Below are 22,973 nucleotides of genomic sequence, written 5' to 3'. Positions count from 1 at the left end.
CCCTTCAGGGGCGCGCCAGCCACAGCGGCACCCGCAGGCGGCACACGACAGCCCCTGAACGGCGATTCCCCGCTATGTCACCCGATCCAACAGCACGACGGCCACGTCGTCCGTCAACTCACCCCCGTTGAGCTCCCGCACCTCGTTCACCGCCGCCCGCAGCAACGCCTCCCCGCTCAACCCCTCGGAGATCTGGCGGCGGATCATCTTCACCAGGCCGTCCTGGCCCAGCCGCTCCCGGCCGCGCCCGATGTGCCCCTCGATGAGGCCGTCGGTGTAGAGCATGAGGCTCCACTCCGCGCCCAGTTCGACCTGCATACGCGGCCAGCGGGCGCCGGGCAGCAGGCCGAGCGCGGGGCCGTTGTTCTCGTAGGGCAGCAGCTTCGCCGGGCGGCCCGGGGTGGCGATCAGCGGCGCGGGGTGGCCGGCCAGGCACAGGCCCGCGCGGCGGCCGTCGGGTGCGATGTCCACCGTGCAGAGCGTCGCGAAGATCTCGTCGTCGTCGCGCTCGTGCTCCAGGACCTGCTGGAGGGTGCCGAGCAGTTCGTCGCCGCACAGGCCCGCCAGGGTCAGCGCGCGCCAGGCGATGCGCAGTTCCACGCCGAGGGCGGCCTCGTCCGGGCCGTGGCCGCAGACGTCGCCGATCATCGCGTGGACCGTGCCGTCCGGGGTGCGGACGGTGTCGTAGAAGTCGCCGCCGAGCAGCGCGCGGGAGCGGCCGGGGCGGTAGCGGGCCGCGAAGCGCAGCGGGGAGCCCTCCAGGAGGGGCGTGGGCAGCAGGCCGCGCTCCAGCCGGGCGTTCTCCTGTGCGCGCAGCCTGCCCTCGGCCAGTCGGCGCTCGGCCGTGTCGGAACGTTTCCGCTCAACGGCGTAGCGGATCGCGCGGCTCAGCAGCCGTCCGTCCAGCTCATCGCGGAAGAGATAGTCCTGGGCGCCGACCCGTACCGCCTCCGCGCCGCGCTCGGCGTCGCCGGAGGCGGTGAGCGCGAGCACGGCGTGCCGGGGCGCGAGCCGCAGCACATGCTGGAGCACGGTGAGTTCGTCGTCGGACTCGCCCGGCCTGCCCGGCGCGGGCAGCGCCAGGTCGAGCAGGATGCAGTGCACGTCGTGGGTGAGCAGCCGCTCTGCCTCGGTGAGGTTGCGGGCGGTGCGGACGCGGATCCGCTTGCCGTCCGAGTCGAGCAGGTCGGGGACGATCGGCGCGGCCGTGGGGTCGTCCTCGATGAGCAGCAGGGTGAGCGGGGTGTGGGCCGGGTCCTGCGCGACGTCGTGCGCGGGTGCGGGCGCGGGCCCTTGCGCGGACGCGGATGCGTGCGCGGGCTCGGCGGCGGCGGCGCGGGCGGCGTCGGTCTCGGCCGTCGCGTCCTTGCGTACGGCTTCGTCCTTGCGGGCGGCTTCCCGCGTGCGCGTGTCCGCTTCTTCGTCGGAGGGGCCGCCTGCTGCGGGTGCGGCCTGCGCCTGACCGCACTCCACGGCCGGGATCGCTCTCTGCCGCGGTACGGGTACGGGCATCGTCTGGGTTCCTTCCCTCCCCCCGAGGGCATGGTGGGGCGAGGGACCTCGACCCACCGACGGGGACCATAGCGGCAGAAGGCGCCGCAACGGAATGGTGTGCGACACCCAGCTTGATCTCAGACCGCTGTCATATGCCGTGTTTCGTACCGCAGTTGGGCAGCGCGGCCCGTCGGACGGGATGACGAACGTCACGTCCGCCCGGGGTTTGAGGGGCGGGTGGACGTGCCGTGGGTCACGTGGCGGCGGTAGGCGAGGACCGCACCCTCACCCGCCCGGGCGGACCACCGCGAGGATCGGCATCGTGCCCGCGCCCGCGAGGGTGACCGTACGGCCGGGCCGCGGCGCGTGGATGATCTTTCCGTTGCCCACGTACAGCGCGACATGGCTGGCGTCGTCGAAGTAGATGATCAGGTCGCCGGGCCGCATGTCCTCCACGGCGACATGCGGCAGCTGCCTCCACTGCTCCTGCGAGGTGCGCGGTATCGGTACGCCGGCGCTCTTCCAGGCCTCGGAGGTCAGTCCGGAGCAGTCGTAGGTGTTCGGGCCCTCCGCGCCCCACTCGTACGGCTTCCCGAGCTGCGCGGTGGCGTACGCGATGGCCTTCCTGCCCTGCGCGGTCGCGTTGCCGCCGATCTCGTCGAGTATCCCGGTGTCCAGCCAGGCGGTCTGGGCCTGCTGGTCGGCCTGTTCCTGGAGCTGGGCGAGGCGCTCCCGCTCGGCCTTCTTCAGCTGCGACTCGAGCTTCTTCGCCGCCGCGATCTGCTTCTCGATCTTCTTCTGGGCGGTCGCCTTCGCCTGGCGGTTGGTCTCCAGCTTCACCCACTGCGCGGAGGCGTCCTGCCCGTACTGCTCCAAGTCCTGCTGGGCCCGGGTCAGTTCGGCGAGCATGCCCTTCGTCGCCCGCTGGCCCTGGAGCACCCGGCCGGCCCCGGCGAGGAACTGGGCCGGGTCGTCGCTGAGCATCAGCTGGGCCTCGTCGGGCAGTCCGCCGGTGCGGTACTGGGAGCGGGCCGCGGCACCGGCCCGGTCCTTCAGCTCCGCCAGCTGCTGCTGGCCCTCGACGATCTTCTGGGCCAGCGTGACGAGTTGGGCGGACTGCTCCTTCGCCGCCTCCTCCGCCGCGTTGTAGGCGTCGGTGGCGACCGCGGCGTCGTGGTAGAGCTTCTCCAGCTTCTGGCGGACCGCTTCGAGCTGCGGGTCGGGCGTGGTGTCCGGCGCGGGCGTCAGGTCGGGGTTGGTGGTGGCGGACGCACTCGGGCCCGGTTCGGGAGCCGCGAACGCCGTGCCGGGTGCCCCCAGCAGCGTGACCGCGCAGACGACGGTCACCGCCACCGTGATCAGGCCGCGCTTGCCCGGTCCCATACCCCGTCCCCCCAACTGTTTTCCCGTCAGTAACATTCGGTGCCCGGGGGATCGTGCCACGTCACGGTCGAAAACGACAGAGCCGAAAGTGACCCATGAACTGCCCTTCCCCCACGTGCTTCCGGGCATGATGATCTCCCCGCCAATGTGACGAACGACGCACGGAGATCGTTCCCGGGCGCCACCTACGGATGAACGGTCGGCCACAAAGCCCGCCCCGCGCTCGGCGACGCGCCCAGCCGCGCGTTCAGTCACGCGTCCAGTCACGCGTTCAGCCGCGCGCCGAGCCGTGCACTTGGGCGCGCGCCGAGCCGTGCACGCAGCCGTGCACGCAGCCGTGCACGCAGCCGTGCACGCAACTCCGCGCTCAGCCCTGCACGCAGCCCCGCGCTCAGCCGCCCGCTGAGCCCCGTGGCGCCAACGCCCGCCACCGCACCGTCACTTCCCCCTGCCGCCACCGCCCCGGCCCGTCCGTCACCGGCCAGTCGGCCGTCAGGTCCCGCACCGCCCGGATCCACCGCTGCCGGGCGCCGTACGACGCGTAGGGCGCCGCGGCAGCCCACGCGCGGTCGAAGTCACGCAGGAAGGCGTGTACCGGCTCGCCCGGCACATTGCGGTGGATCAGCGCCTTCGGCAGCCGTTCCGCGAGATCCGACGGCCGCTCCAGCGACCCCAGCCGGGTCGCGAACGTGACCGTACGCGGCCCTTCCGGCCCGAGCGCGATCCACACATGCCGTCGCCCGATCTCGTCGCACGTCCCTTCCACCAGCAGTCCGCCGCCGGACGCCCCGCTCGCCGGCGCGAGCCGTCCGCACAGCCGCTCCCAGACCGCGGCGGCCTCTTCCTCGTCGTACTGCCGCAGCACGTTGGCCGCGCGGACGAGGTGGGGCCGCTGCGGTACCGGGATCTCGAAGCCACCGTGCCGGAAGACCAGCCCCTCGCGCTCGTACGGCCTGGCCGCCGCGACCCGCGCGGGCTCGATCTCGACGCCCACCACGCGCGCGCGTGGCGCCACGGAACGCAGCCGGCCCAGCAGTTCGACGGCCGTCCAGGGCGCCGCCCCGTACCCGAGGTCGACGGCCACCGGATCGGCCGCCCGGCGCAGTTCGGCGCCGTGTGTCGCGGCGATCCAGCGGTCCATCCGGCGCAGCCGGTTGGGGTTGGTGGTCCCGCGCGTGACAGTGCCCACGATGGGGGTCCCCCCGCTCGAGCGAAGCCGAGAGTGGGGGAGGGGCGCGCGGGAGGCCATGCGTATGAGGGTAGGTGTACCCGGGCATGCGGTCGTGGGGACGCCCCGCTGCCTCGAACGGTTGAGCGATACCGGGTAATGGATCGGCAAAATCGATTCTCTTCACAAGCCGCCCGGAATGGGAACCACTCCCTCCGGCGTTGCCTTCCCTTGGAGGGCCCCACCCCTTCCATCCGGCATGCCCGCAGCAAGGAGGAACGCCTCGTGAGCCAGTACGTCAGCAGGCTCGGGCGTCGCTCGGCGGTGGCGCCCTCGCGGCTCAGGCTCCACCGCCGCCCCCGCCGCGTCGCGATGCTCTCCGTACACACCTCACCGCTCCACCAGCCCGGCACCGGGGACGCCGGGGGCATGAACGTCTACATCGTGGAACTCGCGCAGCGCCTCGCCGCGCTCAACATAGAGGTCGAGATCTTCACGCGCGCGACGACGGCCGCCCTCCCGCCGACGGTCGACCTGGCCCCCGGCGTCCTGGTCCGGCACGTCGACGCGGGCCCCTACGAGGGCCTCAACAAGGAGGACCTCCCCGCCCAGCTGTGCGCCTTCACGCACGGTGTGATGCAGGCCTGGGCCGGTCACCGCCCCGGCCACTACGACCTGGTCCACTCCCACTACTGGCTCTCCGGCCACGTCGGCTGGCTCGCCGCTCAGCGCTGGGGCGCCCCCCTGGTGCACGCCATGCACACCATGGCCAAGGTCAAGAACGCCAGCCTGGCCGACGGCGACTCCCCCGAGCCCGCCGCCCGCGTCATCGGCGAGACCCAGATCGTCGAGGCAGCCGACCGGCTCATCGCCAACACGGCGGAGGAGGCCGACGAACTCGTACGGCACTACAGCGCCGATCCCGGCAAGGTCGCCGTCGTCCACCCGGGCGTCAACCTCGACCGCTTCTCCCCGGCCGACGGCCGCGCCGCCGCCCGCGCCCGCCTGGACCTCCCCCAGGACGCCCTGGTCCCCCTCTTCGCGGGCCGCATCCAGCCCTTGAAGGCCCCGGACGTCCTGCTGCGCGCGGTGGCCGTCCTCCTCGACGAGCGCCCCGAACTCCGCTCGCGGATCGTCGTACCGATCGTCGGCGGCCCCAGCGGCAGCGGCCTCGCCAAACCGGAGGGCCTGCAGAAGCTGGCCGCCCGGCTCGGCATCGCGGACGTCGTACGGTTCCGTCCGCCCGTCGGCCAGGAGCAGCTGGCGGACTGGTTCCGGGCGGCGTCCGTCCTGGTCGTCCCCTCCTACAGCGAGTCCTTCGGACTGGTCGCCATAGAGGCGCAGGCGGCGGGCACCCCGGTGCTCGCGGCGGCGGTCGGCGGCCTCCCGGTGGCCGTACGGGACGGCGGAACCGGCTTCCTGGTGCAGGGCCACGATCCGGCGGCGTACGCGCGCGTACTGGAGAACTTCGCGGACCACCCGGAGCTTCCCGCCCGGATGGGCGCGGCAGCGGCCGCCCACGCCCAGAGCTTCGGCTGGGACCGGGCCGCCGCCGCCACGGCCGACGTCTACACGGCCGCGGCCCAGGCCCACCGCCGTCACGTACGCTCCCAGCATGGGTGACGCGGAGACCACGGCGGCGCAAGCCATCGAGACCTACCTGGCGGACGCGGAGCTGGAGTGGGAGAGCCCCCGCCCCGGCTCCTACGTCGTCCAGCTGCCGGGCACCCGCAAGCTGAAGACGACCGTCTCCTTCCTGGTCGGCCGCCACTCGCTCTCCCTGAACGCGTTCGTCATCCGCCATCCCGACGAGAACGAGTCCGGCGTCCACCGCTGGCTCCTGGAGCGCAACCTCAAGCTGTACGGCGTGAGTTACGCCGTCGACCAGCTCGGCGACGTCTACGTCACCGGCCGCCTCCCGCTCGCCGCGATCACCCCCGAGGAGACGGACCGGCTGCTCGGCCAGATCCTCGAAGCGGCCGACGGCGCCTTCAACACCCTCCTGGAGCTGGGTTTCGCGTCCGCGATCCGCAAGGAGTACGCGTGGCGGGTCTCCCGGGGCGAGCCGACCCGCAACCTGGACGCCTTCGCCCACCTGACGCGACGCCCGGCCGACTGAGGCCGTCAGAAGCCCCCCGGGAGTCCCTCAGCCTGTCTCCTTGATGGCCATGCCAGTGACGCCGGCCGTGGCCGGTCACCGGACGGAGGACTTCCGGGCATACGGTCCCCGCGCGTACCGCCCCGGTGTGCTCCCCACCAACTTCCTGAAGTGGCGCGTGAGATGGGCCTGGTCGTAGAACCCGGCCGCCGCGGCGACCTCGCCCGCCGGCAGGCCGTCGAGCAGTAGCCGGCGGGCTCGGTCGACACGGCGAGCGGTCAGGTACTGGTGCGGTGCGATGCCGTACGCGCCGCTGAACGCCCGGACCAGGTGCGCGGGATGGGCCCCCACGACCCCCGCCGCCTCCGCGAGTCCGATGCCCTGGACGACGTACTCGTCGAGGAGCTCGCGCAGTCGCCGCGCGAGGACGGGATCGGGCCGCGGCGGCCGTACGGCGGCCCCCCGCAGGTACTCCGTCAGCCGCTCCCCGATCAACGTCAGCCTGCTCTCCGCCTCCAGTTCCTCCCCGGGCCGCACGAGGGCGCCGTGCACCTGTCCGACCCGCCGCCGCAGTACGGGATCCCGCAGGTCGGGGCCGTCGACGGCGGCCCCGATGAGCTCGTCGCCGAGCCGGGTCGTGTCGAGGTACAGGACCCGCTTGCGGAACCCGCCCGGCGTGGCCGCGGAGCCGTTGTGCGGGACGTGCGGCGGCAGCAGGGTCACGGTGTCGTCCGGAGTGCCGTGCCGGTGCCGGTCGAGGTCGTACCGTACGGCGCCGTCGTCCACGATGAGCAGCGTCCAGGCGTCATGGACGTGCATCGGGTAGGCGTACGACGTGAAGCGGGCGTGGAAGACCTCGACGACGCCCGGGACGGCCGGACGCCACGCGGAGACTTCGTGTGACGGTGAGATGCCCACGCAAAAAACGTACAAGACGGGACGGCACGCGGAACGTCAGTCTCACTCCATGAGCACGCAGACCACTGACATCCCCGAGGACACCGTCCGCTTCGACACGAAGATCGCCGTACTGCTGCGCACGGACCTGGAGTCCTGGCAGCGGCTGAACGTCACGGCGTTCCTGGTCAGCGGACTGGGCAGCTGGTTCCCCGAACTGATCGGGGAACCGTACGAGGACGCGGACGGCGTGCCGTACCTGCCGATGTTCCGCCAGCCGGTGCTGGTCTTCGAGGGCACGAAGGAGATGCTGACGGCCGCCCACGCGCGCGTGCTGTCCCGCAACCTCCCGCGCGCCCTCTTCACCAGTGACCTCTTCGCCACGGGCAACGACCGCGACAACCGCGCGGCGGTACGGGCCGTAGGGACGTCGGAGCTGGACCTGGTGGGCCTGGCGGTGCACGGCCCGCGGAACGCGGTGGACAAGGTGTTGAAGGGCTCACGGATGCACCCGTGACTCCTGTTCCCGCCCGACCGCACGGTCGTCGGCCGCGGTCTCGGCCGCGGTCTCTGTCGCGGCCTCTGCCGGTGTCTGCGGCAGCCGCCGCATCAGCACGGCGTACCCGGCACCCGCCGCCGTCCCCACGACCGCGCACATCCCCCACAGCCACTCCGCCCCGAACCGGTCGATGACGAAGCCCGACGTCATGGGCGCGACGAGGGACGCGACCGCCCAGGACAGGGTGTACATGCCCTGGTAGCGCCCCCGTCCATGGGTGGGGGAGAGAGCGACGACGAGCCCGGTCTGGGTGGGCGCGTTGACGATCTCGGCGAGTGTCCACACGCAGACGGTGAGCGCGAAGACGCCGACCGACCCGGCGAAGGCGGTGAGCCCGAACCCGTACCCCGCGAGGACGGACGACACGACGAGCAGCCGCCGCGGATCGCGGTGCTCGATGAACCGGGTGACCGGAATCTGCAGGACGACGATCAGCACACCGTTGACAGCGATGGCCATGCCGTAGTCGGCGGGGGAGAACCCGGCGGCGCCCATCGCCACCGGCAGCCCGATCGACCCCTGCTGGAAGATGAACGCGACGAGGAAGGACAGCCCGACGACCCCCATGAACCGCGAGTCACGCAGGACGGTCCCGAGCCCGACCGACTCCTCCGCCACAGCCTTGTCCGCCCGCCCGGGCCGCGACTCGGGCAGCTTGAGGAAGACGACCACGGCACACACCAAGGTCATCCCGGCCTCGATCAGGAACCCGGCGCGGTAGCTGACCTCGGCGATGAACCCGGCGCCCGTGGCGGAGACGGCGAAACCGAGGTTGATGGCCCAGTAGTTGAGCGAGAAGGCCCGCACCCGGTCCTCGGGCCGCACGATGTCCGCCATCATCGCCTGCACAGCCGGCCGGGAGGCGTTGGAGGCCGCGCCGACGAGGAAGGCGACCCCGGCGATCGCGACCGGATCGGTCACGAAGCCGAGCAGCGCGACGGAGAGGGCGGTCGAGCTCTGCGCGAGCAGCAGCGTGGGCCGCCGCCCGATCCGGTCGGCCATGACCCCGCCTACGAGCGACGACACGACCCCGCCCAGCCCGTGCAGGGACACGACCAGTCCGGCGTACGACGCCGAATACCCGCGATCCAGCGTCAGATACAGCGCCATGAAGGTGGCGACGAACGCGCCGAGCCGGTTGACGAGAGTGCTGGTCCACAGCCACCAGAACTCACGGGGCAGCCCGGAGAGCGTCTCGCGGCCGGCACGTCTGAGCGAGGCGATGGACGGCATGACGGAGCCCCCGTGTGTCGATGGCGTAAGTGGCGCAGGCGGTGAAGGCAACTTACGAGGGCGGACGCCGAGGAGACCACTCAATTAACAGAACGAGTCAACCGTCGGGGACGGCGACGGAGCGCGTCCGCACAGAGGCGAACGCGCCGACCGAACCCACCGAACCGAACGCATGGGGGCATACCCCATCGGGTCGAGGCCGGTGGATTACGCTCGGACGCATGGCCGACGCACCGTACAAGCTGATCCTCCTCCGCCACGGCGAGAGCGAGTGGAACGCGAAGAACCTGTTCACCGGCTGGGTGGACGTCAACCTCAACGAGAAGGGCGAGAAGGAGGCAGTCCGCGGTGGCGAGCTCCTGAAGGACGCCGATCTCCTCCCCGACGTGGTCCACACGTCCCTCCAGAAGCGCGCGATCCGCACGGCCCAACTGGCCCTCGAATCCGCCGACCGCCACTGGATCCCGGTCCACCGCTCCTGGCGCCTGAACGAGCGCCACTACGGCGCCCTCCAGGGCAAGGACAAGGCCCAGACCCTGGCCGAGTTCGGCGAGGAGCAGTTCATGCTCTGGCGCCGCTCCTACGACACCCCGCCCCCGCCCCTCTCGGACGACTCCGAGTTCTCCCAGTCCTCGGACCCCCGCTACGCCTCCATCCCCCCGGAGCTCCGCCCCCGCACGGAGTGCCTCAAGGACGTCGTCGTCCGCATGCTCCCCTACTGGTACGACGGCATCGTCCCGGACCTCCTCGCCGGCCGCACGGTCCTCGTCGCGGCCCACGGCAACAGCCTCCGCGCCCTCGTCAAGCACCTCGACGGCATCTCCGACGCCGACATCGCGGGCCTGAACATCCCCACGGGCATCCCCCTCGCCTACGAACTCAACCCCGACTTCACCCCCGTGACCCCCGGCGGCACCTACCTCGACCCCGACGCAGCGGCAGCAGCAATCGAGGCAGTCAAAAACCAGGGCAAGAAGAAGTAAGCCGACGCCAGTAAGCCCCCGACTGCGAGTTTCTCGCGGGGCGGGGGCTTTTTGGTGGGGCTGGGCCGTCTGCGGGCCGTGAACGGCTCGAACGTTCGCCACAATGCGGGCGTGGACGTCATAGATCTCGCCGCGAAGGTGGGCACTGGGGCCCTGGGCGGCGCTGCCGCTTCCCTGTTCCTTGCTGGCTACGTGGCCCAGCGCCAGGAACGGGGGAAACTGCTTGTGATCTTCGGCGAGCTGACCATCACCTGCGCTGAGGAGCTTGCCATGCCCCCTGCCTTCAATAGCAATCGGTGATCGTGCCGTCGGAGGCGGAAGTCTCCGGGCGTTCGCCGACTCGATGACCGATGCCGCGAAATACGACGCGGTGCGCTGTGACTTCGAGGCATTGCGCAAGATGGTTGGCGGGCGTCCAGGCCTAAGCCACGAGAGGAAATAGTGCACGTGCGTTCGAGGTCAACTCAGCCTCGGTCGGACGAATAGAGGGCAGCCACGGGCTGACGGGTGCGCTTCTGGCTGGACGGTATGAGATGTGCATACACGCGCAACGTCAGGCCCGGGTCCGAGTTGCCGAGGTACTCCGCGAGGGCCTTGATGTTCTCCCGGCGTCCAAGAGCACCGAGGCGTAGAAGTAGCGGAGGGCATGCATGCCGTTCTCGCGAGACTCGGCGTACGACTCGCCAGACTTCCGCTCGGGGATCACGCCGGACGAGGCCACCGCCCGCTTCGCAGGCTGCGACGACCGCTTCCGGGGCTATGTCGCCCAAGGCCATTTTGGCGGAGGCTTCGTCGTTGACGCGGTGGCAGACGCGGCTGGTCAATTGGGCCCGCAGCATGGTGGCGACCTTGCCGAGTTCGGCGCCGAAGCGCTGCCCGCAGACCTCGAGGTAGATGCCGGCCGCGCGGCCGAGCTGGGCTAGGCGGATGAGCTGGGTGACCATCTCGTCGCGGCGTTCCTCGTCCTTGCGGGTGGCGGTCAGGAAGAGTTCGGCCACCTCGTCGACGAACAGGACGATGGGCACGGGCCGTTCGCTCTCGGGCAGGCCCCAGATGTCGGAGGTTATCTCTTCTTCGGGGAGATCGGGGGCGATGCCCTGCCGGGCCTTGATCAGGTCGTATCGGTCCTCCACCAGCCGGGCCCAACGAGACCACATCGCGGCCGTTCGCCCAGGTCAACCCCCGAACCGCCCCCAAATGCCCGCAGCTTCCCAAGCTGAGAGCGCGAGTTCGATTCTCGTCACCCGCTCCCACACGAACCCCCAGTTCATGGACCCGGGGGTTGTTTGCTGTCTGGACCAGCGGGCGGGGCGCGCACCACATCCGCAGCACTCGGCCAGCTGATGGGAGGCAGTACGGGGGCGAGCCCGAGTTCCCTGGACACCAAGCGCAGGAACTGCTTGCGCGGCTTCCCGCTGATCATCTCGTCGAAGGCCCTCCCAGCCCAGATCAGACACATGGCCAGAATCACTTCCACCACGGAGGCGGCACCCTCCTTGGGCTCACTTCGAAGGCTGGGGGCTCGGTTCGTCCACTCGACGAAGGGCACACTCCTGACCAGGGCGCATCGATCGGTTGACACCAGCACCTGACACCGTTGGCACTGCGAATCACCCGTCCGTGTCGTCGTCACCGCTCCGCCCGGCCTCCGGTTCCCTGGTGAGCCGGGTCGCAAGGTGGTAGGCGACGGTGACGTCCTGGTATTCCTGACCGGGGATGACCGGGGCCGGTAGGTGGGTCCGGTCGCTGTGGCTCGTCGACTCTCGCGTCCCGGTGCCGGGGAAGCGAACGACTGTCTGGGGTTCCTGCGTGAAGCGGAGCCGTTCGGCGTGGACCGTAGACCGGAACAAGATGTCCTCCGCCGGGCTCCCGGCTCCCGCCCCTCGCGTTCAGGGCGGCTCCTCCGGCTCCCTGGCGGTACGGGGGCGACTGGATCTTGGCGGCAGCTTCCCGTCCTCTCCGCGCACCCGGCGCGTGCGGGTGCCGCCTTGACTCCGGCCGGCCCGGCCCCGCTCTCCCTTCGCGCCCTTGCGCGCCGCACGCGGCTCGTCCGGCTCGGTCCGATCCGCAGTGGCGTCGGCGGTCTCCGCAGCGTGCGCGACGGAGTCGCCGCCGGCCCGTACCGCGTCACCTGCCGCTTCCGTCACACCCGCAACCGGTTCGGCCACGCTCGCGGCGACGCCGCCCACCGCCTCGCCGGCACTGCCGACAGTCCGGCTCGCCTCGCGGCCGACATCCTCCACCGCGTGCCCGGCACCACCGCCCACGTCCTGAACGGCTCTCCCGGCTCCCTGACCGACATCCCGCGCCACGGAGCCGGCGCCCTGACCGACATCCCGCGCCACGGAGCCGGCGCCCTGCCCCACGTCCTGCACGGCAGCCCCGGCGCCCTGCCCCACGTCCTGCACGGCAGCCCCGGCGCCCTGCCCCACGTCCTGCACGGCAGCCCCGGCGCCCCGGCCCACGTCCTGCACGGCAGCCCCGGCGCCCCGGCCCACGTCCTGGACGGCGGTCCCCGCACCCTGGCCGACCTCCTGGACGGCCCTTCCGGCGCCCGTACCCAGCTCCCCCACGGCGTGACGTGCTCCGACGCCGACATCCTGCACGGCGGACCCGACTCCACGCGCCAGCTCGTGAAGGATCTCCGGGTTGCGGTCGAGCGTGGTGAGCACTCGGTCGATGATCTGTGCGACGTGGTGGAGACGCACCTTGAGCTGGGCCTGTGCCTCGACGCCCGAGATGCCCAGGTGCACGCGGCCGAGAGAGACGTCGGCGCCCACATTCAGTTTGAGCAGATCCAGCACCTCGGCCTGCAGCGAGACATGCGCCCGCAGATCCTCGACGTCCAGGTCGATCTCGTCGACCTTCAGGATCGGAACGTCGAGGAAGACGTCAGGGCTCGCACCGGCTGCGTCCTCCTCGTCGTAGGACGCCGGCTCCTCTTCGAGCGATGCCGACTCCTCGTCGTAAGCCTCGGGATTGGCGTACTCGTCACTGTGCTCGGCGTCGAGTTCGTCACCGTGTTCGTCGTCGTAGTCCTCGACGGAGCCCTCGTCGTTCTCGGCGTTGCCGCGCATCGCCACGCCTCCGCGGTTTCGGCATATATTTCGACCATTTTCATCCATTATGGTCACTGATGCGCGGTAAGTTACCGTCTGCCCAAGCAAGGGCGATGGCCGCCAGGCGTGCTTGGGTGGGTTCGTCGGACTCAGCAGAGTCAGGCTGACGCTCGGGTCAGATGGGTTGTGCGCCTCCGAACGCCTCCCGTCCAACGCGGCTGCACGATCGTGTGATCACCTCGCGCACGCGTACGGCAACGCGGTCGGCCACCGGGACCGGGAACGCCGGTATCCCTTCCGACATGTCGGACGCGGAATGGGCGGCCGTCCGGCCTCTGCCGCCGGTGCCGGCCTGGCTTTGGGGGAGGGGCGGATCGCCCGAGGGTCACTGTCACCGGCAGCTGCTGGACGTGATCCGTCACCTGGTCACGGGCGGGATCTCGGGGCGGGCGATGCCCGCGGACTTCTCCGGCTGGGGTCGGGTCCGCGCCTTCTTCCGCCGCTGGCGCGAGCGCGGGCTGATCACAGACTTCCACGACCGGCTGCGCGGGAAGTCCGTGAACGGGAGGGCCGCGAGGCAGGGCCCACGGCGGGGGCATCGACGCGCAGTCGGTGCGGGCCGCCGCGACGGTGTCGGCAGCCTCACGCGGTTACGACGGCGGCAAGAAGGTGCCGGGCCGCGAACGGCACATCGTGACCGACACCCTCTTGCGTCAGTGGCCGCATCATCGATGTCACCGTCGGCCTCGCGGCGTCGTCGGCCGTGTTGTCAGTGGCCTGCGGCATGATGCGGGGCACGTGACGGCCTGCCCGACAGGGGCTTTGAGGACGTCCTCGACGAGGGGAGTGCTGTGCGTAGGCCGGTCGCAGGCGAGGTGCGTGTTCACGATCGTCAGATCTACGTCGAGAGCGATCCGGACAGCGCCAGACCTGACCTCGCCAAGGCGTTCGCGTACCAGATCGGGGGGTTGTGCGGGGCTGCGGTCCCAGGTGTGATCGTCCTGTCCACCGGGCTGTACGCGGGCGACGTCGGCTTTGTCGTGGAAGTCCACGACGCAGCCCCTGTGCTGGACCCGGTCTGGGATGACGTGATGGAGGTGTCCTTCCGCCCCGAGTCGGAACGCACAAGTTTGGTGCAGGGGGACGGCGAGGCCGCGTGGGACCTGGATCTCGCCCGAACCGACTACCGGGTCCGCTACTGCGCCCGGGGGATGGACGAGGGACGGGAACTCTCCACCAGAGTGGCCGGGGAATCCCGGGCGGACAGCTACCTCCTGCAGTTCTGGCCTGCCCCACCCCGCCCGGACGAGGTGATCCGCCACACCTCGCGCATGGCCGGGCAGCTGCACGGCTACGCGCGCGCGACGGCGCGTACGCCCGAGCAGCTCGCCGAGGCCGAACGCCTGACTCGCCAGGTGTTCCAACGGGCCGCCGAGGAGCGGGCCGAACAAGCCGCCGAGGGGCGACGCCTGCACCACGAGGAGTGGGAGTGGGGCGGGCGGCTGCCGAGCGAGAGGCTGCGCGGTGCCCGCGAGAGCAACGTCCTCGGTCTGCTCCGCTTCGACAGCGACCTGGTACACGCCCTCGATGTCGCGGGTCCCGAGGTCCAACGTGCAGTGGCATTGCTGGCCGCGCGGCGGGCCTGTGAGGCTGCGGGCCTGACCGATGTGCCGTGGGTCGCCCAGGCGCTCTCGGCGGCGGCAGAGGGACGCCCTCTGCCGCCGCCGTTCGACGACCCGGCCCGGATGCGGGAGGCCCTGCGCTCCGACCCTCGTGTACCGGACACGACGGTGCTCGAAGCGATACCTCCGGAGTGGCCGCCGTACGTCCCGCCGCCGTTCGCGGACACAGGGCGCAAGGTCGTCGTGGTGCCCCTTGCCGTTACGCCGCGCACCCCGGGACGGATCTCACAGCCGCACTTCGCTCTTCCCGCCGTGCTCGCCGCCGCCAAGCCCGCCCCGCTCATAGCAGCACTGGACGCGGTGTGGCATGCGCTGAACACGTACGGCGAGCACTACCCCGAGCTGCTGGACGAGATCCGGTCGGTGTGCGCCGAGCGGGCAATGAGCATTGCCGACGCACTCCGTATCCGTACCACCCCGCCGCGGCTGGTCGACGTCACCGCGGTCGCCCCGCAACTGTCCCCGCTGGCACGCACGGCGACCCGGCTGCATCCCCGCCCCGGGTCGCCCACGCCGTACGACAGCTCCGTCGGCGGGCCGCTGCTGTGGCCCGCCGACGAGCCGTGGCCGCACTGCGAGGGACCGCACGAGTGGGACGGGTGGAACGAGATCCTCTCGCCCGAGGACGTGCGGCAGCGGCGACGCATGCGGGCAGCGGTGGCGAACCGGCCGGGCGGCGATCCCCCGGGGATCCGGTACACGTCCGAGGAGCTGGCGATCGAGGAGCGGATCAAGGCCGGCCGCCCGTGGCCCGAGTGCCCGATCGCCATGCTGCCCGTGGCCCAGTTGTACGTACGCGACGTCCCCTTGCTGCGCCCGCCCAAGCAGGCCGAGGCAGATCTGCTCCAAGTGCTGTGGTGCCCCTTCGACCACCCCGCGCAGCCCGAGACCGCGCTGTTCTGGCGGTCCGCCGCCACAGTCACCGACATCCTCGACACACCCCCCGAGCCGCCCGCGATCCAGTTCCCCGGCTACCTGCCGGAGCCGTGCCTGCTCGCGCCGGAGCAGATCACCGAATACCCCAACATCATGGAACTGGGCAAGGAGCTCCAGCGGCAGCTGGAGGACTGGCGCAGGTGGCAGGCGGCCGGCGCCGCTCTGGACAGCTTTGACAACACGCCGTACCCGCTGGACAGCTCTGACACGCCCTACTCGAAGGATTTCTACAACGAGCTCTACACGGGCAGGATGTCCGTCGCTCCCGGCTGGAAGGTCGGTGGATGGACCCGTTGGGGCCTCACCGATCCCCTACCCCGGCTTTGCCCCTCATGCGGCACCGAGATGGATCCGCTGCTGACCATCGCCTCGGGCGAATGGAACTCCAACTATCCCGACTGGATTCCCGACGAGGACCGAGCCCGCTCTCTGTCATCCAGCACCCATCCCGAACCGCACAACCCGACCATGCTCGACCTCGCCCGAGGCTACGATCTGCAGCTGCACGTCTGCCCGGTATCCCCGGACCATCCGCACATCGAGCTGATCCAGTGAGCCGTTCCCCAGTCAGCGGCTGCGCGGCCGTCTGCCGGACTTCGACGGCGGCCGCCAGCTCCAGTTCCAGCAGGTGATGCTCCGGCGTCGGCGATCTCCAGCCGACCCGCCAGGTACTCCCTGACCTCCACCGGTACCTCGCACGGGTTTAGTAGGAACCGCGCGAGGTGAATGCCCGTCAGTTCAGGCGTCCGCCGCGGAGGTCGACGAACGCGGACGCACCGCGGTCGTGACCGACGAGTCGCACCTGCTGGACCACCAGGAGTTGATGAGGACAATGACCACCAGGCCGCCCACCATGAACACGCTCGGGTTGCGACCCCTTCAGGGGCGATGAGGACGAGCTGCGGAGATGTCCGGCATCTGGCGCCCCGTGCACTGTTGCGACCCCTCCGGGAGTGATGAGGACCTTAGATGTCGTCTCATTTGGCGAGTCGGCGGTAGCAAATGAGGGTGCAGGCGATAGCGGTGAAGGCCAGGAAGTGTTCAGCCTTGCGCTCGTAGCGGCGGTGGAGCCGACGGCAGCCGGCGAGTCAGGCCATGGTGCGCTCGATCGTCCAGCGGTGGCGGCCCGGTCGCGTGGAAGATTCGATGCCCTTGCGTGCGATGCGGTGGGTGATGCCGCGCTTGCGCAGCCATCGACGCAGGTGGTCGTAGTCGTAGCCCTTGTCGGCGTGCGGCTTGGCGGGCTTGCGTCGGCGTGGGCTGCGGCGGGAGCGGATCGGCGGGATCCCGCGGACCAGGGGCTGCGGGGCCTGGCTGTCGTGGAGGCTGGCGCCCTGCACCCTGACGTGGCCACGAACAGAGGCCGTGTCGGGGCCGGTGGCACCACCCGCGCGAACAACTCCCACAACTCATCCGGCACCAGACGCTCCACGATGTCCACGACCGCAGGCTATCGAACGCGCCAAATGAGATGTCCTCTAAGGCGATGGGCATGTCCTCGTGGACCATCTGTGGCCGGGCCCCAGCCGAACGAGCACCTGCACGGCTCTGACCAGCCGCATTGTCTGAGACTCAAAGGGCCTCCGGAGCCGTGTTCGCATGCCCGACTACATGTCGGCGCAATGCCGCGCTGCGGCAGCTACGAATGAGTCCATCGCTGCTCTGGATGCCTCTGATCTTCGGTCCAACTCTTCAACGTTCGCGGCCTCTTCGATGGTTATGGATACATCGAAAGCAACCGTGGCCAGACCCACGACGACGTCTGGAGCGCCGGTGAGCCTAAGCCGGAGCAGACGCGACCTGCTCAACGTGCGTGCCTCAAAGCAAGCGTCTTTGGCCTCGCGGTATGTGTCATTGCCTGTGCCGTAGTCACGTCTGGTGGACCAGCGCCAGATCTGCCGGCGGCGAAGCTCGACCAATGCCTCCGCAAGATCGCAGAGAACTGTTCGCTGCTCCTGTCTCTGCCGCTCTTGGCGTGCCAGTTCAGCGGCGCGGTCAGTGTGGCGGCGTTGGAGGACTCCGGTGACGATGGATCCGCCCAGAGTCCCGACGACAGCGATCAGTGCAATAAGGACAGCCTGCATAGCAGTAAGTTCAACATCCACAGCACATCCTGACGAGACTGCGATCCCTCGCCAGCGCGTCACAATGAAGTCAGCAGGAGCAAGCGGCCTCAGCTCAGACGGAACAACGTAGGTGGCGCCGCCAGCCCACCGCAACCGCAGCAGCCACCCCCGTCCGATAGTTGATCGATTGGGCGGCCGCACGTCCCGGCTAGCGGTGATCAGGTGTGGCTGATCAGGCGGGGATCCAGTCAGGCCACGGTGGCGGGACGTTACTCACGGGGCAGAGGCCAGAGTCGCCGGGATAGCCGTCCAGCGTCCCTCGGGTCGCGAAGAACCACCATGCCAACCACACCGTCGCAACAACCACCAGCAGCGTCGGCAGTGAGGCGCGGACCGCTGTTGGCGCGCGAAGCACCAGGCGTCGGCCGATGGCCTGGGCCACGAGCCCGACCAGTGCTTCGGCTCCCACGACAAGAGGGAGCAGGAAGTTGAGTTCGAAGCGTCCGCCGGCGTCGTAACCCGCGTCGCAGTATGCGCGTGCCCAGACGGTCAGCGACCAGGCGACGCAGCCCATAGCAGCTCCGAACAATGCGGAGCCCGCCCAGGGGAGACAGGAGGTGGATCTCGGCTCGGCTGTGTGCACGACATGACACGACATCGAACGCACCATTCACGGTTCCGAAGAAGGGACGATGGCGATGGGCCCTCCGGCAACGATCTCCTGCTGTGCGGATCAACAGCAGCGGATCAACAGCAGAGGGCCTGCGCCACGACCTGGCGGTAGTCGCCGGCCGCGAGTGCCTCGGCCGGGATCGTGAAGTACAACGTTCCGGCGTCACCCCAGCCCCATCCGAGTTCGGTGTCCTCGGCAAGTTGGAGCAGATGGACGGCCGGGCCGTCGGCGTCGCGGGACGACACCTTCAGCGTGTACGAGGTGTCCGGCCAACCGAAGGCACAGTGACTCCCGGCGGTGTTTCCGTCCAGATCTTCCATCTCGCTGAGAATCAGCGATGCCGCTCCCCAGTGCTGGTCCTTGTCGAACTCCACGTCGTCGTCCTCGACGTCCCAGCAATCCGGGAGCATGGTTACCTCGGCCGCGTAGACCGGCACAGCCGGGTAACTTCTCGCTGGTCGGGGGGCTGTCACCACGACCGCCTGTGCCGGGTGAGCGGGAATAACGCGGCATACCTGAGAGTCGGACAGGTCCAGTCTGCGGTAATCCTCGTACGGCAGGTCTGGATCCGGATAGAAGAAGTTGAGCAGGCCGGACCGTACGGGCAGTTCTGTACCCAGCCAGGTAGCGAGAGCATCCGTGTCCAGTACGGCGTGCAAGGACAGCGGAACACCGTTCTGTTCAGGCCAGAGCGTCCCCGGTTCAAGAAGGGCAGGACCACCAAGCCGACACAGACCGGTCGCCTCGGCCCTTCCGGTTGGGCGGATCAGCTGAAAGCCACGGCGGGCCATGGCAGCGAACTGCCGACCGGCCCTCTCACCGAGCCGCTGTGTGCACACGTCGTTCAGGCTGCCAGGATCGTCGAACCGCATGCCACGATCTTGCCAACCTCCGTCCGGTCGAGGAGGCCGACCGGGCGGCGTACGCCGACGCGGTGTCGGAGTACGCCGCCCTGGAGCGGGACGGGCTGCAGGAAGCAGCCCAGGCGCTCATTTCGGTCGCGGTTGAACTGCGCCGTCGACCAGCGGTAGCCGAGCACGGTCAGGGTGACGCACCAGGCGGTCGCGATCCACCCGTTGTTGCCGATCTCGGTGCCGAGCAGGCTGTGCACTGTTGGCGGCCGCCTCGGCGTTGGGGCCGGCCACACCCATGCCGACCGCGCGGCGGCAGTCTGCGCCCGCTGCGCGACCCGGACGCGCCAGAACCGGACGTGGACGATGACGGCATCTTCGCCCAGGGGAGATAGTGGGACGCTGCGCCAGTGCTAGTTGGTGCCGGCGGTGAGTTCACTGAAGAGCTTGTTCGCAGCGTCCGAGGTGAACTGGCGCTGCAGTTCGGCTCGGGCGACCTGCTTGCGGAACTCCCCCTCGTAGCCGGTGAAGCCGGCGTTGTGCATGGTGTCGGTGATCCATGTCGCGAACGCCTGGTAGTTCCAGATGTGGGGCAGGCAGGTCTCCGAGTAGCTGTCGAGGAGGCCGGGATCGCCTTCCTTGACCCGGCGGATGACAGCGCGGGCGAAGACCTCGGTGTCGTGGAGGGCGAGATGGATGCCCTTGGCACTCATCGGCGGGACGATGTGAGCCGCGTCTCCGAGGAGGTACAGCTTGCCGTAACTCATCGGGTCGAACACCACGCTGCGCAGCGGCACGATCCGCTTGTCGATGATCGCGCCGGTCGACACGGGAGTTCCGAACCGGGCTTCCAGTTCGCTCCAGATGCGCTCGTCCGGCCACTGCTCGGGGGTGTCGTCAACCGAGCACTGCAGGTAGATGCGGCTGGCGTGCGGGCCGCGGGGGATCATGCCGGCGAGACCGAGCGAATGGATCGCCATGCCGGACGGGTTCGTCGGGACCGCGGCCAGGACGCTGAGCCAGTTGTACCCGTACTCGTGGGAGTACTCGGTCAGCGCGGAGGCGGGGATGCTGCGTCGGCTCACGCCGTGGAAGCCGTCGCAGCCGGCGATGAAGTCGCAGTCGATGGCCTCGGCCGTGCCGTCGGTGTCTCGGTAGCGGACAAGGGGGCGATCGCGGGTGATGTCGTCCAGGGACACGTCGGTGGCCTCGTAACGGAGGTCTCCGCCGTCGCGCAGGAAAACGTCCGTGAGGTTGCGGACCAGGACCTGCTGCGGGCAGTAGAGACTCTCGTTGTTGTCGTCGTCCACGTCGATCGGCATTGCTTCTCCGTCGATGTAGAAGCCGCCCTCGCTGTGCGGGATGGGGTCACCGGCCAGCACTTCTTCGAGGCCCCATTCGCGGAACATGCGCACCCCGAAGGTGTCGATGGTCCCGGCGCGCTGACGCTGCTCGACATAGGCACGGGGGTGCTTTTCCAGCACGATGCAGTCGATGCCGTCGCGCAGCAGGAAGTTGCCGAGTGTCAGGCCGGCGACGCCGGCCCCGACGATGACGACCGCCGTGTTTTCGCGTGTCTCAGCCATGTGTGTGCGAGCCTCCATGCTCAAAGCGGTGGCCGATCACGCCGGTGGCGCGAACGACGGCGCCGCCCGGGTGGTGCGGCGTACGGTCACCACTCTGGAACCCCTCCGATGCGCAGACCACCGGTGATTGGACAGCAGATGCCGGAAAGCCGCCAACCTCTTGGAGTGCCCGGCTGTGAGAGCGCAACCGAGCGCTGAGGCAAGGCGCGGCTACGTTCTGTCGTTGTGCAGGCCCGCCTGATATCGGCCGGGGGTCTGGCCGACGATTTCAGTGAAGGCGTCGATGAAGCTGGAGGGGTTGGACCAGCCGCACACCACCGCGGTCTCGGTGACGGACATGCCGTCGGTGAGGTGCGCCAGGGCGTGATGGATGCGCAGGGTAGTGCGCCAGCGGTGGAAGCTCATACCCAGTTGGGCGTGGAACAGGCGGCTCAAGGTGCGCTCACTCGCCCCCACCGATCGCCCCAGCTCCGCCAGGGTGGCGAGCCGGGCAGGATCTTCATGTAGGAGAGCGGTGGCGGCGCGCAGCCGGTCATCACTGGCTTCGGGCAGATGCAGGGACTGCTCGGCGGCATCCGCGAGTTCATCGACGATCACGGTGAGCAGTCGCTTGTGCGCGCCGGGCCGTCTCTCCGGCTTGTCGGTGAGCGCCAGGAGCGCTTCGCGCAGGAGTGGGCTCACCGCGAAGACGCTGGGGTGGTCCACGAGCTCCCCGCACAGGTCGAGCGGGACGGCGAGGAGGCGGACGTCGGTCTCGCCGTAGAAGCGGTGGGAGTGAGCGAACCGCGGCGGCGTCCATGTGACACGGTTGGCCGGGGCGACCCATGTTCCACGCTCCGTCGCGGTGGCGAGCGCGCCGGCAGCTGCGTACACAATCTGGCCTTGGGCGTGCGAGTGCGGGTCGAGGTGGTAGCCGTGCGGCAGCCAGGCAGCACCTTGAAGCGGCGCTTCTTCTGGCTCCGAGGGCGTCGTCGAAACGTGGCGGCCTTTCGGCATCAGACGTCAGTTTACCGGTGGCTCGGCTGCTCCGGTGGAGCCCACAGTTGCCTCATGAGTATGGACAACCAGGCCCGCAGCCGAGAGAGCCGCTGACGATGGCGCCCCGAATCCAGCGCCCGCGCAGCCGACGGATGCTGTCGCTGAACGTCCAGGCCAGCGAACAGATCAGCCCGCACTTCATGTCCATCACGCTGGGCGGGGACGACGTCCGGCACCTGGAGCAGTCCGGGTACGACCAGTCCGGCCGCCTCTTCTTCGCCGATCCCGATGACGACGACGCCTTTCACCGTGCCCCCGGGCACCACGATCCACTGGCTGCCCCGCCGCGACCCCTGTGCGAAACCCGGCGTCCTCGCCCCGCAAGCGGTGAGGCAGGCCCAGCTTCCCGACGGCCGCTTCTGCGCCTGGACCGCGGGTGAGTCCTCGCTGGCCACCGGCATCCGGCGGCATCTCGTCGGCGAACGCCAGATTCCCAAGTCCGACATCTCCTTCCGCGGCTACTTCAGCCACGGCAGAGCCGGCCTCTGACCGTCGCGTGACGCCGGGTTTGGCGCCGCACCCGCCCACCTGTCGGCAAACGATGGCGAGCTCAAGCGTTCAGTGACAGCGTCGGGGTGCCGCTCGGAGTTCGGCAAGGCTCCGAAACCCACGGATTCCTGTTCGGGGAGTTCGTGGGCAGTTCCTGGGCAGCTCCTGGGCAGTTCCTGGTCGCAGGGCGGTGCGGCCGGCCACCGGCTCTGTCGGCGGTTCGGCGGTTCGGCGGTTCGGCGTCGAGTCGTTGGCCGGGCTGGCGCTTTCAGCCGGTGGGGGTGCCGACCTGGTCGCGTTCGAGTGCGGAGCGCAGCTGGCGGAGGGCCCGGGCGGCGGCTGCCGTCGTGGACTGGTCGAGGGCGCCTTCGACCAGCTCGCTCAGGCCCGCGGCGAAAGTGGTCTCGGCGGCATCGAGGAGCTGTGAGCCGTCGTCGGTCAGCGCCAGGAGTGAGGATCTGCGGTCCGCCGGGTTGGTCTGGCGGACGATCCATCCCTGCTTCTCCAGGCGGTCGGCGCCCTTGCTGGTCGCGCCGGCGCCGATGGCGAATTCCGCGGCGAGGTCGGCCACCCGGGACCCCGGGTGCTCGCGCAGGAACCGCAGGAACTCGAACTGCGACGTCACGATCCCGTGCCGCTCGCGCAGGCGGTCGTTCAGCGCGTTGTACAGGCGCGTCTCGCAGCGGACAAGATCCGCGAAGAATCCCTGGAGGTCGGCGATGCCATCCGATTTATATGCCACGGCATATAGTGTAGAGGAAGCCATTCCACAGGAGGA

General features: G+C 69.8%; 21 protein-coding genes and 3 pseudogenes. 9 read left to right on the top strand and 15 right to left on the bottom strand.

The genetic code is table 11. The annotated features are described in order from the left end of the window. Positions 1 to 72 precede the first annotated feature (72 nt). From ACFPIH_RS39805 to ACFPIH_RS39795, 3 genes are all read right to left on the bottom strand, one after another. Positions 73 to 1,512 (bottom strand): PP2C family protein-serine/threonine phosphatase, encoded by a 1,440-nt coding sequence (locus ACFPIH_RS39805; protein ID WP_381182951.1) that lies wholly within the window; start codon positions 1,510 to 1,512, stop codon positions 73 to 75. Between the two features lie 267 nt (positions 1,513 to 1,779). Beyond that, a complete protein-coding gene (locus tag ACFPIH_RS39800) occupies positions 1,780 to 2,877 on the bottom strand; it encodes a C40 family peptidase (protein ID WP_381182953.1) in 1,098 nt (365 codons plus the stop codon). A gap of 391 nt (positions 2,878 to 3,268) precedes the next feature. Further along, the gene (locus ACFPIH_RS39795) at positions 3,269 to 4,126 is read right to left on the bottom strand and encodes a class I SAM-dependent methyltransferase (protein WP_381182955.1); all 858 of its coding nucleotides are present in this window, start codon (positions 4,124 to 4,126) and stop codon (positions 3,269 to 3,271) included. A 204-nt stretch (positions 4,127 to 4,330) separates the two neighbouring features. Here ACFPIH_RS39795 and mshA point away from each other — a divergent pair, with 204 nt between their 5' ends. Together mshA and ACFPIH_RS39785 are read left to right on the top strand one after the other, a co-directional pair. Then, complete coding sequence (mshA, locus tag ACFPIH_RS39790; protein WP_381182957.1) at positions 4,331 to 5,668, top strand: D-inositol-3-phosphate glycosyltransferase; 1,338 nt, start codon at positions 4,331 to 4,333, stop codon at positions 5,666 to 5,668. Then, complete coding sequence (locus ACFPIH_RS39785; protein WP_381182959.1) at positions 5,661 to 6,164, top strand: type III secretion system chaperone family protein; 504 nt, start codon at positions 5,661 to 5,663, stop codon at positions 6,162 to 6,164. Before mshA ends, ACFPIH_RS39785 begins: the two co-directional genes overlap by 8 nt. Positions 6,165 to 6,239: 75 nt before the next feature. Here the strand turns inward: ACFPIH_RS39785 and ACFPIH_RS39780 are convergent, their stop codons facing one another. Next, positions 6,240 to 7,061: a helix-turn-helix domain-containing protein gene (locus ACFPIH_RS39780; protein WP_381182961.1), complete on the bottom strand. Its 822-nt coding sequence runs from the start codon at positions 7,059 to 7,061 to the stop codon at positions 6,240 to 6,242. 49 nt (positions 7,062 to 7,110) lie between these two features. On the opposite strand from ACFPIH_RS39780, the gene ACFPIH_RS39775 reads away from it, so the two are divergent. Beyond that, positions 7,111 to 7,557 carry a DUF2000 family protein gene (locus ACFPIH_RS39775; RefSeq protein ID WP_381182963.1) on the top strand — a complete coding sequence of 149 codons (447 nt, stop codon included), beginning with the start codon at positions 7,111 to 7,113 and terminating at the stop codon, positions 7,555 to 7,557. Here ACFPIH_RS39775 and ACFPIH_RS39770 read toward each other — a convergent pair. Then, entirely contained in the window at positions 7,540 to 8,832 is a 1,293-nt protein-coding gene (locus ACFPIH_RS39770) for an MDR family MFS transporter (protein WP_381182965.1), read from the bottom strand. The two genes, ACFPIH_RS39775 and ACFPIH_RS39770, sit on opposite strands and share 18 nt — an antisense overlap. A 221-nt stretch (positions 8,833 to 9,053) precedes the next feature. Here ACFPIH_RS39770 and ACFPIH_RS39765 point away from each other — a divergent pair, with 221 nt between their 5' ends. Together ACFPIH_RS39765 and ACFPIH_RS39760 are read left to right on the top strand one after the other, a co-directional pair. After that, entirely contained in the window at positions 9,054 to 9,815 is a 762-nt protein-coding gene (locus tag ACFPIH_RS39765; protein ID WP_381182967.1) for a phosphoglyceromutase, read from the top strand. A 111-nt stretch (positions 9,816 to 9,926) separates the two neighbouring features. Next, positions 9,927 to 10,115, top strand: coding sequence for a hypothetical protein (locus tag ACFPIH_RS39760; RefSeq protein WP_381182969.1), 189 nt, complete (start codon positions 9,927 to 9,929; stop codon positions 10,113 to 10,115). A 164-nt stretch (positions 10,116 to 10,279) separates the two neighbouring features. Here the strand turns inward: ACFPIH_RS39760 and ACFPIH_RS39755 are convergent, their stop codons facing one another. The 3 genes from ACFPIH_RS39755 to ACFPIH_RS39745 all read right to left on the bottom strand — a co-directional run bounded on the left by ACFPIH_RS39755 (position 10,280) and on the right by ACFPIH_RS39745 (position 12,892). Then, positions 10,280 to 10,972: an FtsK/SpoIIIE domain-containing protein gene (locus ACFPIH_RS39755; protein WP_381182971.1), complete on the bottom strand. Its 693-nt coding sequence runs from the start codon at positions 10,970 to 10,972 to the stop codon at positions 10,280 to 10,282. A gap of 453 nt (positions 10,973 to 11,425) precedes the next feature. After that, positions 11,426 to 11,665: a hypothetical protein gene (locus ACFPIH_RS39750; RefSeq protein WP_381182973.1), complete on the bottom strand. Its 240-nt coding sequence runs from the start codon at positions 11,663 to 11,665 to the stop codon at positions 11,426 to 11,428. 39 nt (positions 11,666 to 11,704) lie between these two features. Further along, positions 11,705 to 12,892, bottom strand: a complete 1,188-nt coding sequence (locus tag ACFPIH_RS39745) for a TrbL/VirB6 family protein (protein ID WP_381182975.1) — start codon at positions 12,890 to 12,892, stop codon at positions 11,705 to 11,707. A gap of 161 nt (positions 12,893 to 13,053) precedes the next feature. On the opposite strand from ACFPIH_RS39745, the gene ACFPIH_RS39740 reads away from it, so the two are divergent. After that, positions 13,054 to 13,662 carry a transposase gene (locus ACFPIH_RS39740; protein WP_385878586.1) on the top strand — a complete coding sequence of 203 codons (609 nt, stop codon included), beginning with the start codon at positions 13,054 to 13,056 and terminating at the stop codon, positions 13,660 to 13,662. Positions 13,663 to 14,937: 1,275 nt separating this feature from the next. Next, positions 14,938 to 16,047 (top strand): hypothetical protein, encoded by a 1,110-nt coding sequence (locus ACFPIH_RS39735; RefSeq protein WP_381183025.1) that lies wholly within the window; start codon positions 14,938 to 14,940, stop codon positions 16,045 to 16,047. 422 nt (positions 16,048 to 16,469) lie between these two features. Here the strand turns inward: ACFPIH_RS39735 and ACFPIH_RS39730 are convergent. The 6 genes and pseudogenes from ACFPIH_RS39730 to ACFPIH_RS39705 form a co-directional block, all read right to left on the bottom strand. Further along, positions 16,470 to 16,823 (bottom strand): annotated as a pseudogene (locus tag ACFPIH_RS39730) (transposase); the annotation flags it as partial. Between the two features lie 967 nt (positions 16,824 to 17,790). Next, positions 17,791 to 18,132: a hypothetical protein gene (locus tag ACFPIH_RS39725; RefSeq protein WP_381182979.1), complete on the bottom strand. Its 342-nt coding sequence runs from the start codon at positions 18,130 to 18,132 to the stop codon at positions 17,791 to 17,793. A 173-nt stretch (positions 18,133 to 18,305) separates the two neighbouring features. Further along, positions 18,306 to 19,103, bottom strand: coding sequence for a DUF1963 domain-containing protein (locus ACFPIH_RS39720; protein ID WP_381182981.1), 798 nt, complete (start codon positions 19,101 to 19,103; stop codon positions 18,306 to 18,308). A 125-nt stretch (positions 19,104 to 19,228) separates the two neighbouring features. Further along, positions 19,229 to 19,333: pseudogene (locus ACFPIH_RS39715) on the bottom strand (ABC transporter permease); the annotation flags it as partial. Between the two features lie 162 nt (positions 19,334 to 19,495). Beyond that, positions 19,496 to 20,668, bottom strand: a complete 1,173-nt coding sequence (locus ACFPIH_RS39710) for a 4-hydroxybenzoate 3-monooxygenase (protein WP_381182983.1) — start codon at positions 20,666 to 20,668, stop codon at positions 19,496 to 19,498. 210 nt (positions 20,669 to 20,878) lie between these two features. After that, complete coding sequence (locus tag ACFPIH_RS39705) at positions 20,879 to 21,664, bottom strand: helix-turn-helix domain-containing protein (protein ID WP_381182985.1); 786 nt, start codon at positions 21,662 to 21,664, stop codon at positions 20,879 to 20,881. Positions 21,665 to 21,762: 98 nt separating this feature from the next. On the opposite strand from ACFPIH_RS39705, the pseudogene ACFPIH_RS39700 reads away from it, so the two are divergent. Together ACFPIH_RS39700 and ACFPIH_RS39695 are read left to right on the top strand one after the other, a co-directional pair. Next, positions 21,763 to 21,891, top strand: a pseudogene (locus tag ACFPIH_RS39700) (siderophore-interacting protein); the annotation flags it as partial. 43 nt (positions 21,892 to 21,934) lie between these two features. Continuing rightward, complete coding sequence (locus ACFPIH_RS39695; protein WP_381182987.1) at positions 21,935 to 22,195, top strand: siderophore-interacting protein; 261 nt, start codon at positions 21,935 to 21,937, stop codon at positions 22,193 to 22,195. Positions 22,196 to 22,463: 268 nt separating this feature from the next. Here the strand turns inward: ACFPIH_RS39695 and ACFPIH_RS39690 are convergent, their stop codons facing one another. Next, a complete protein-coding gene (locus tag ACFPIH_RS39690) occupies positions 22,464 to 22,937 on the bottom strand; it encodes a MarR family winged helix-turn-helix transcriptional regulator (RefSeq protein ID WP_381182989.1) in 474 nt (157 codons plus the stop codon). Positions 22,938 to 22,973 lie beyond the last annotated feature (36 nt).

Source organism: Streptomyces vulcanius (assembly GCF_042653945.1).
GTDB lineage: Bacteria > Actinomycetota > Actinomycetes > Streptomycetales > Streptomycetaceae > Streptomyces > Streptomyces mangrovi.
The sequence above is the reverse complement of the archived record's forward strand: the minus strand, read 5'-3'. Positions and strand labels throughout refer to the sequence as shown.

What these genes read in the sequence shown, in the direction of transcription:
- ACFPIH_RS39805 (WP_381182951.1), bottom strand. Translation starts at nt 1,512, where the DNA reads ATGCCCGTACCCGTACCGCGGCAGAGAGCGATCCCGGCCGTGGAGTGC.
- ACFPIH_RS39800 (WP_381182953.1), bottom strand. Translation starts at nt 2,877, where the DNA reads ATGGGACCGGGCAAGCGCGGCCTGATCACGGTGGCGGTGACCGTCGTC.
- ACFPIH_RS39795 (WP_381182955.1), bottom strand. Translation starts at nt 4,126, where the DNA reads ATGGCCTCCCGCGCGCCCCTCCCCCACTCTCGGCTTCGCTCGAGCGGG.
- ACFPIH_RS39785 (WP_381182959.1), top strand. Translation starts at nt 5,661, where the DNA reads ATGGGTGACGCGGAGACCACGGCGGCGCAAGCCATCGAGACCTACCTG.
- ACFPIH_RS39775 (WP_381182963.1), top strand. Translation starts at nt 7,111, where the DNA reads ATGAGCACGCAGACCACTGACATCCCCGAGGACACCGTCCGCTTCGAC.
- ACFPIH_RS39770 (WP_381182965.1), bottom strand. Translation starts at nt 8,832, where the DNA reads ATGCCGTCCATCGCCTCGCTCAGACGTGCCGGCCGCGAGACGCTCTCC.
- ACFPIH_RS39765 (WP_381182967.1), top strand. Translation starts at nt 9,054, where the DNA reads ATGGCCGACGCACCGTACAAGCTGATCCTCCTCCGCCACGGCGAGAGC.
- ACFPIH_RS39755 (WP_381182971.1), bottom strand. Translation starts at nt 10,972, where the DNA reads ATGTGGTCTCGTTGGGCCCGGCTGGTGGAGGACCGATACGACCTGATC.
- ACFPIH_RS39745 (WP_381182975.1), bottom strand. Translation starts at nt 12,892, where the DNA reads ATGCGCGGCAACGCCGAGAACGACGAGGGCTCCGTCGAGGACTACGAC.
- ACFPIH_RS39740 (WP_385878586.1), top strand. Translation starts at nt 13,054, where the DNA reads ATGGGTTGTGCGCCTCCGAACGCCTCCCGTCCAACGCGGCTGCACGAT.
- ACFPIH_RS39735 (WP_381183025.1), top strand. Translation starts at nt 14,938, where the DNA reads ATGAGCATTGCCGACGCACTCCGTATCCGTACCACCCCGCCGCGGCTG.
- ACFPIH_RS39725 (WP_381182979.1), bottom strand. Translation starts at nt 18,132, where the DNA reads ATGGGCTGCGTCGCCTGGTCGCTGACCGTCTGGGCACGCGCATACTGC.
- ACFPIH_RS39720 (WP_381182981.1), bottom strand. Translation starts at nt 19,103, where the DNA reads ATGCGGTTCGACGATCCTGGCAGCCTGAACGACGTGTGCACACAGCGG.
- ACFPIH_RS39710 (WP_381182983.1), bottom strand. Translation starts at nt 20,668, where the DNA reads ATGGCTGAGACACGCGAAAACACGGCGGTCGTCATCGTCGGGGCCGGC.
- ACFPIH_RS39705 (WP_381182985.1), bottom strand. Translation starts at nt 21,664, where the DNA reads ATGCCGAAAGGCCGCCACGTTTCGACGACGCCCTCGGAGCCAGAAGAA.
- ACFPIH_RS39695 (WP_381182987.1), top strand. Translation starts at nt 21,935, where the DNA reads ATGACGACGACGCCTTTCACCGTGCCCCCGGGCACCACGATCCACTGG.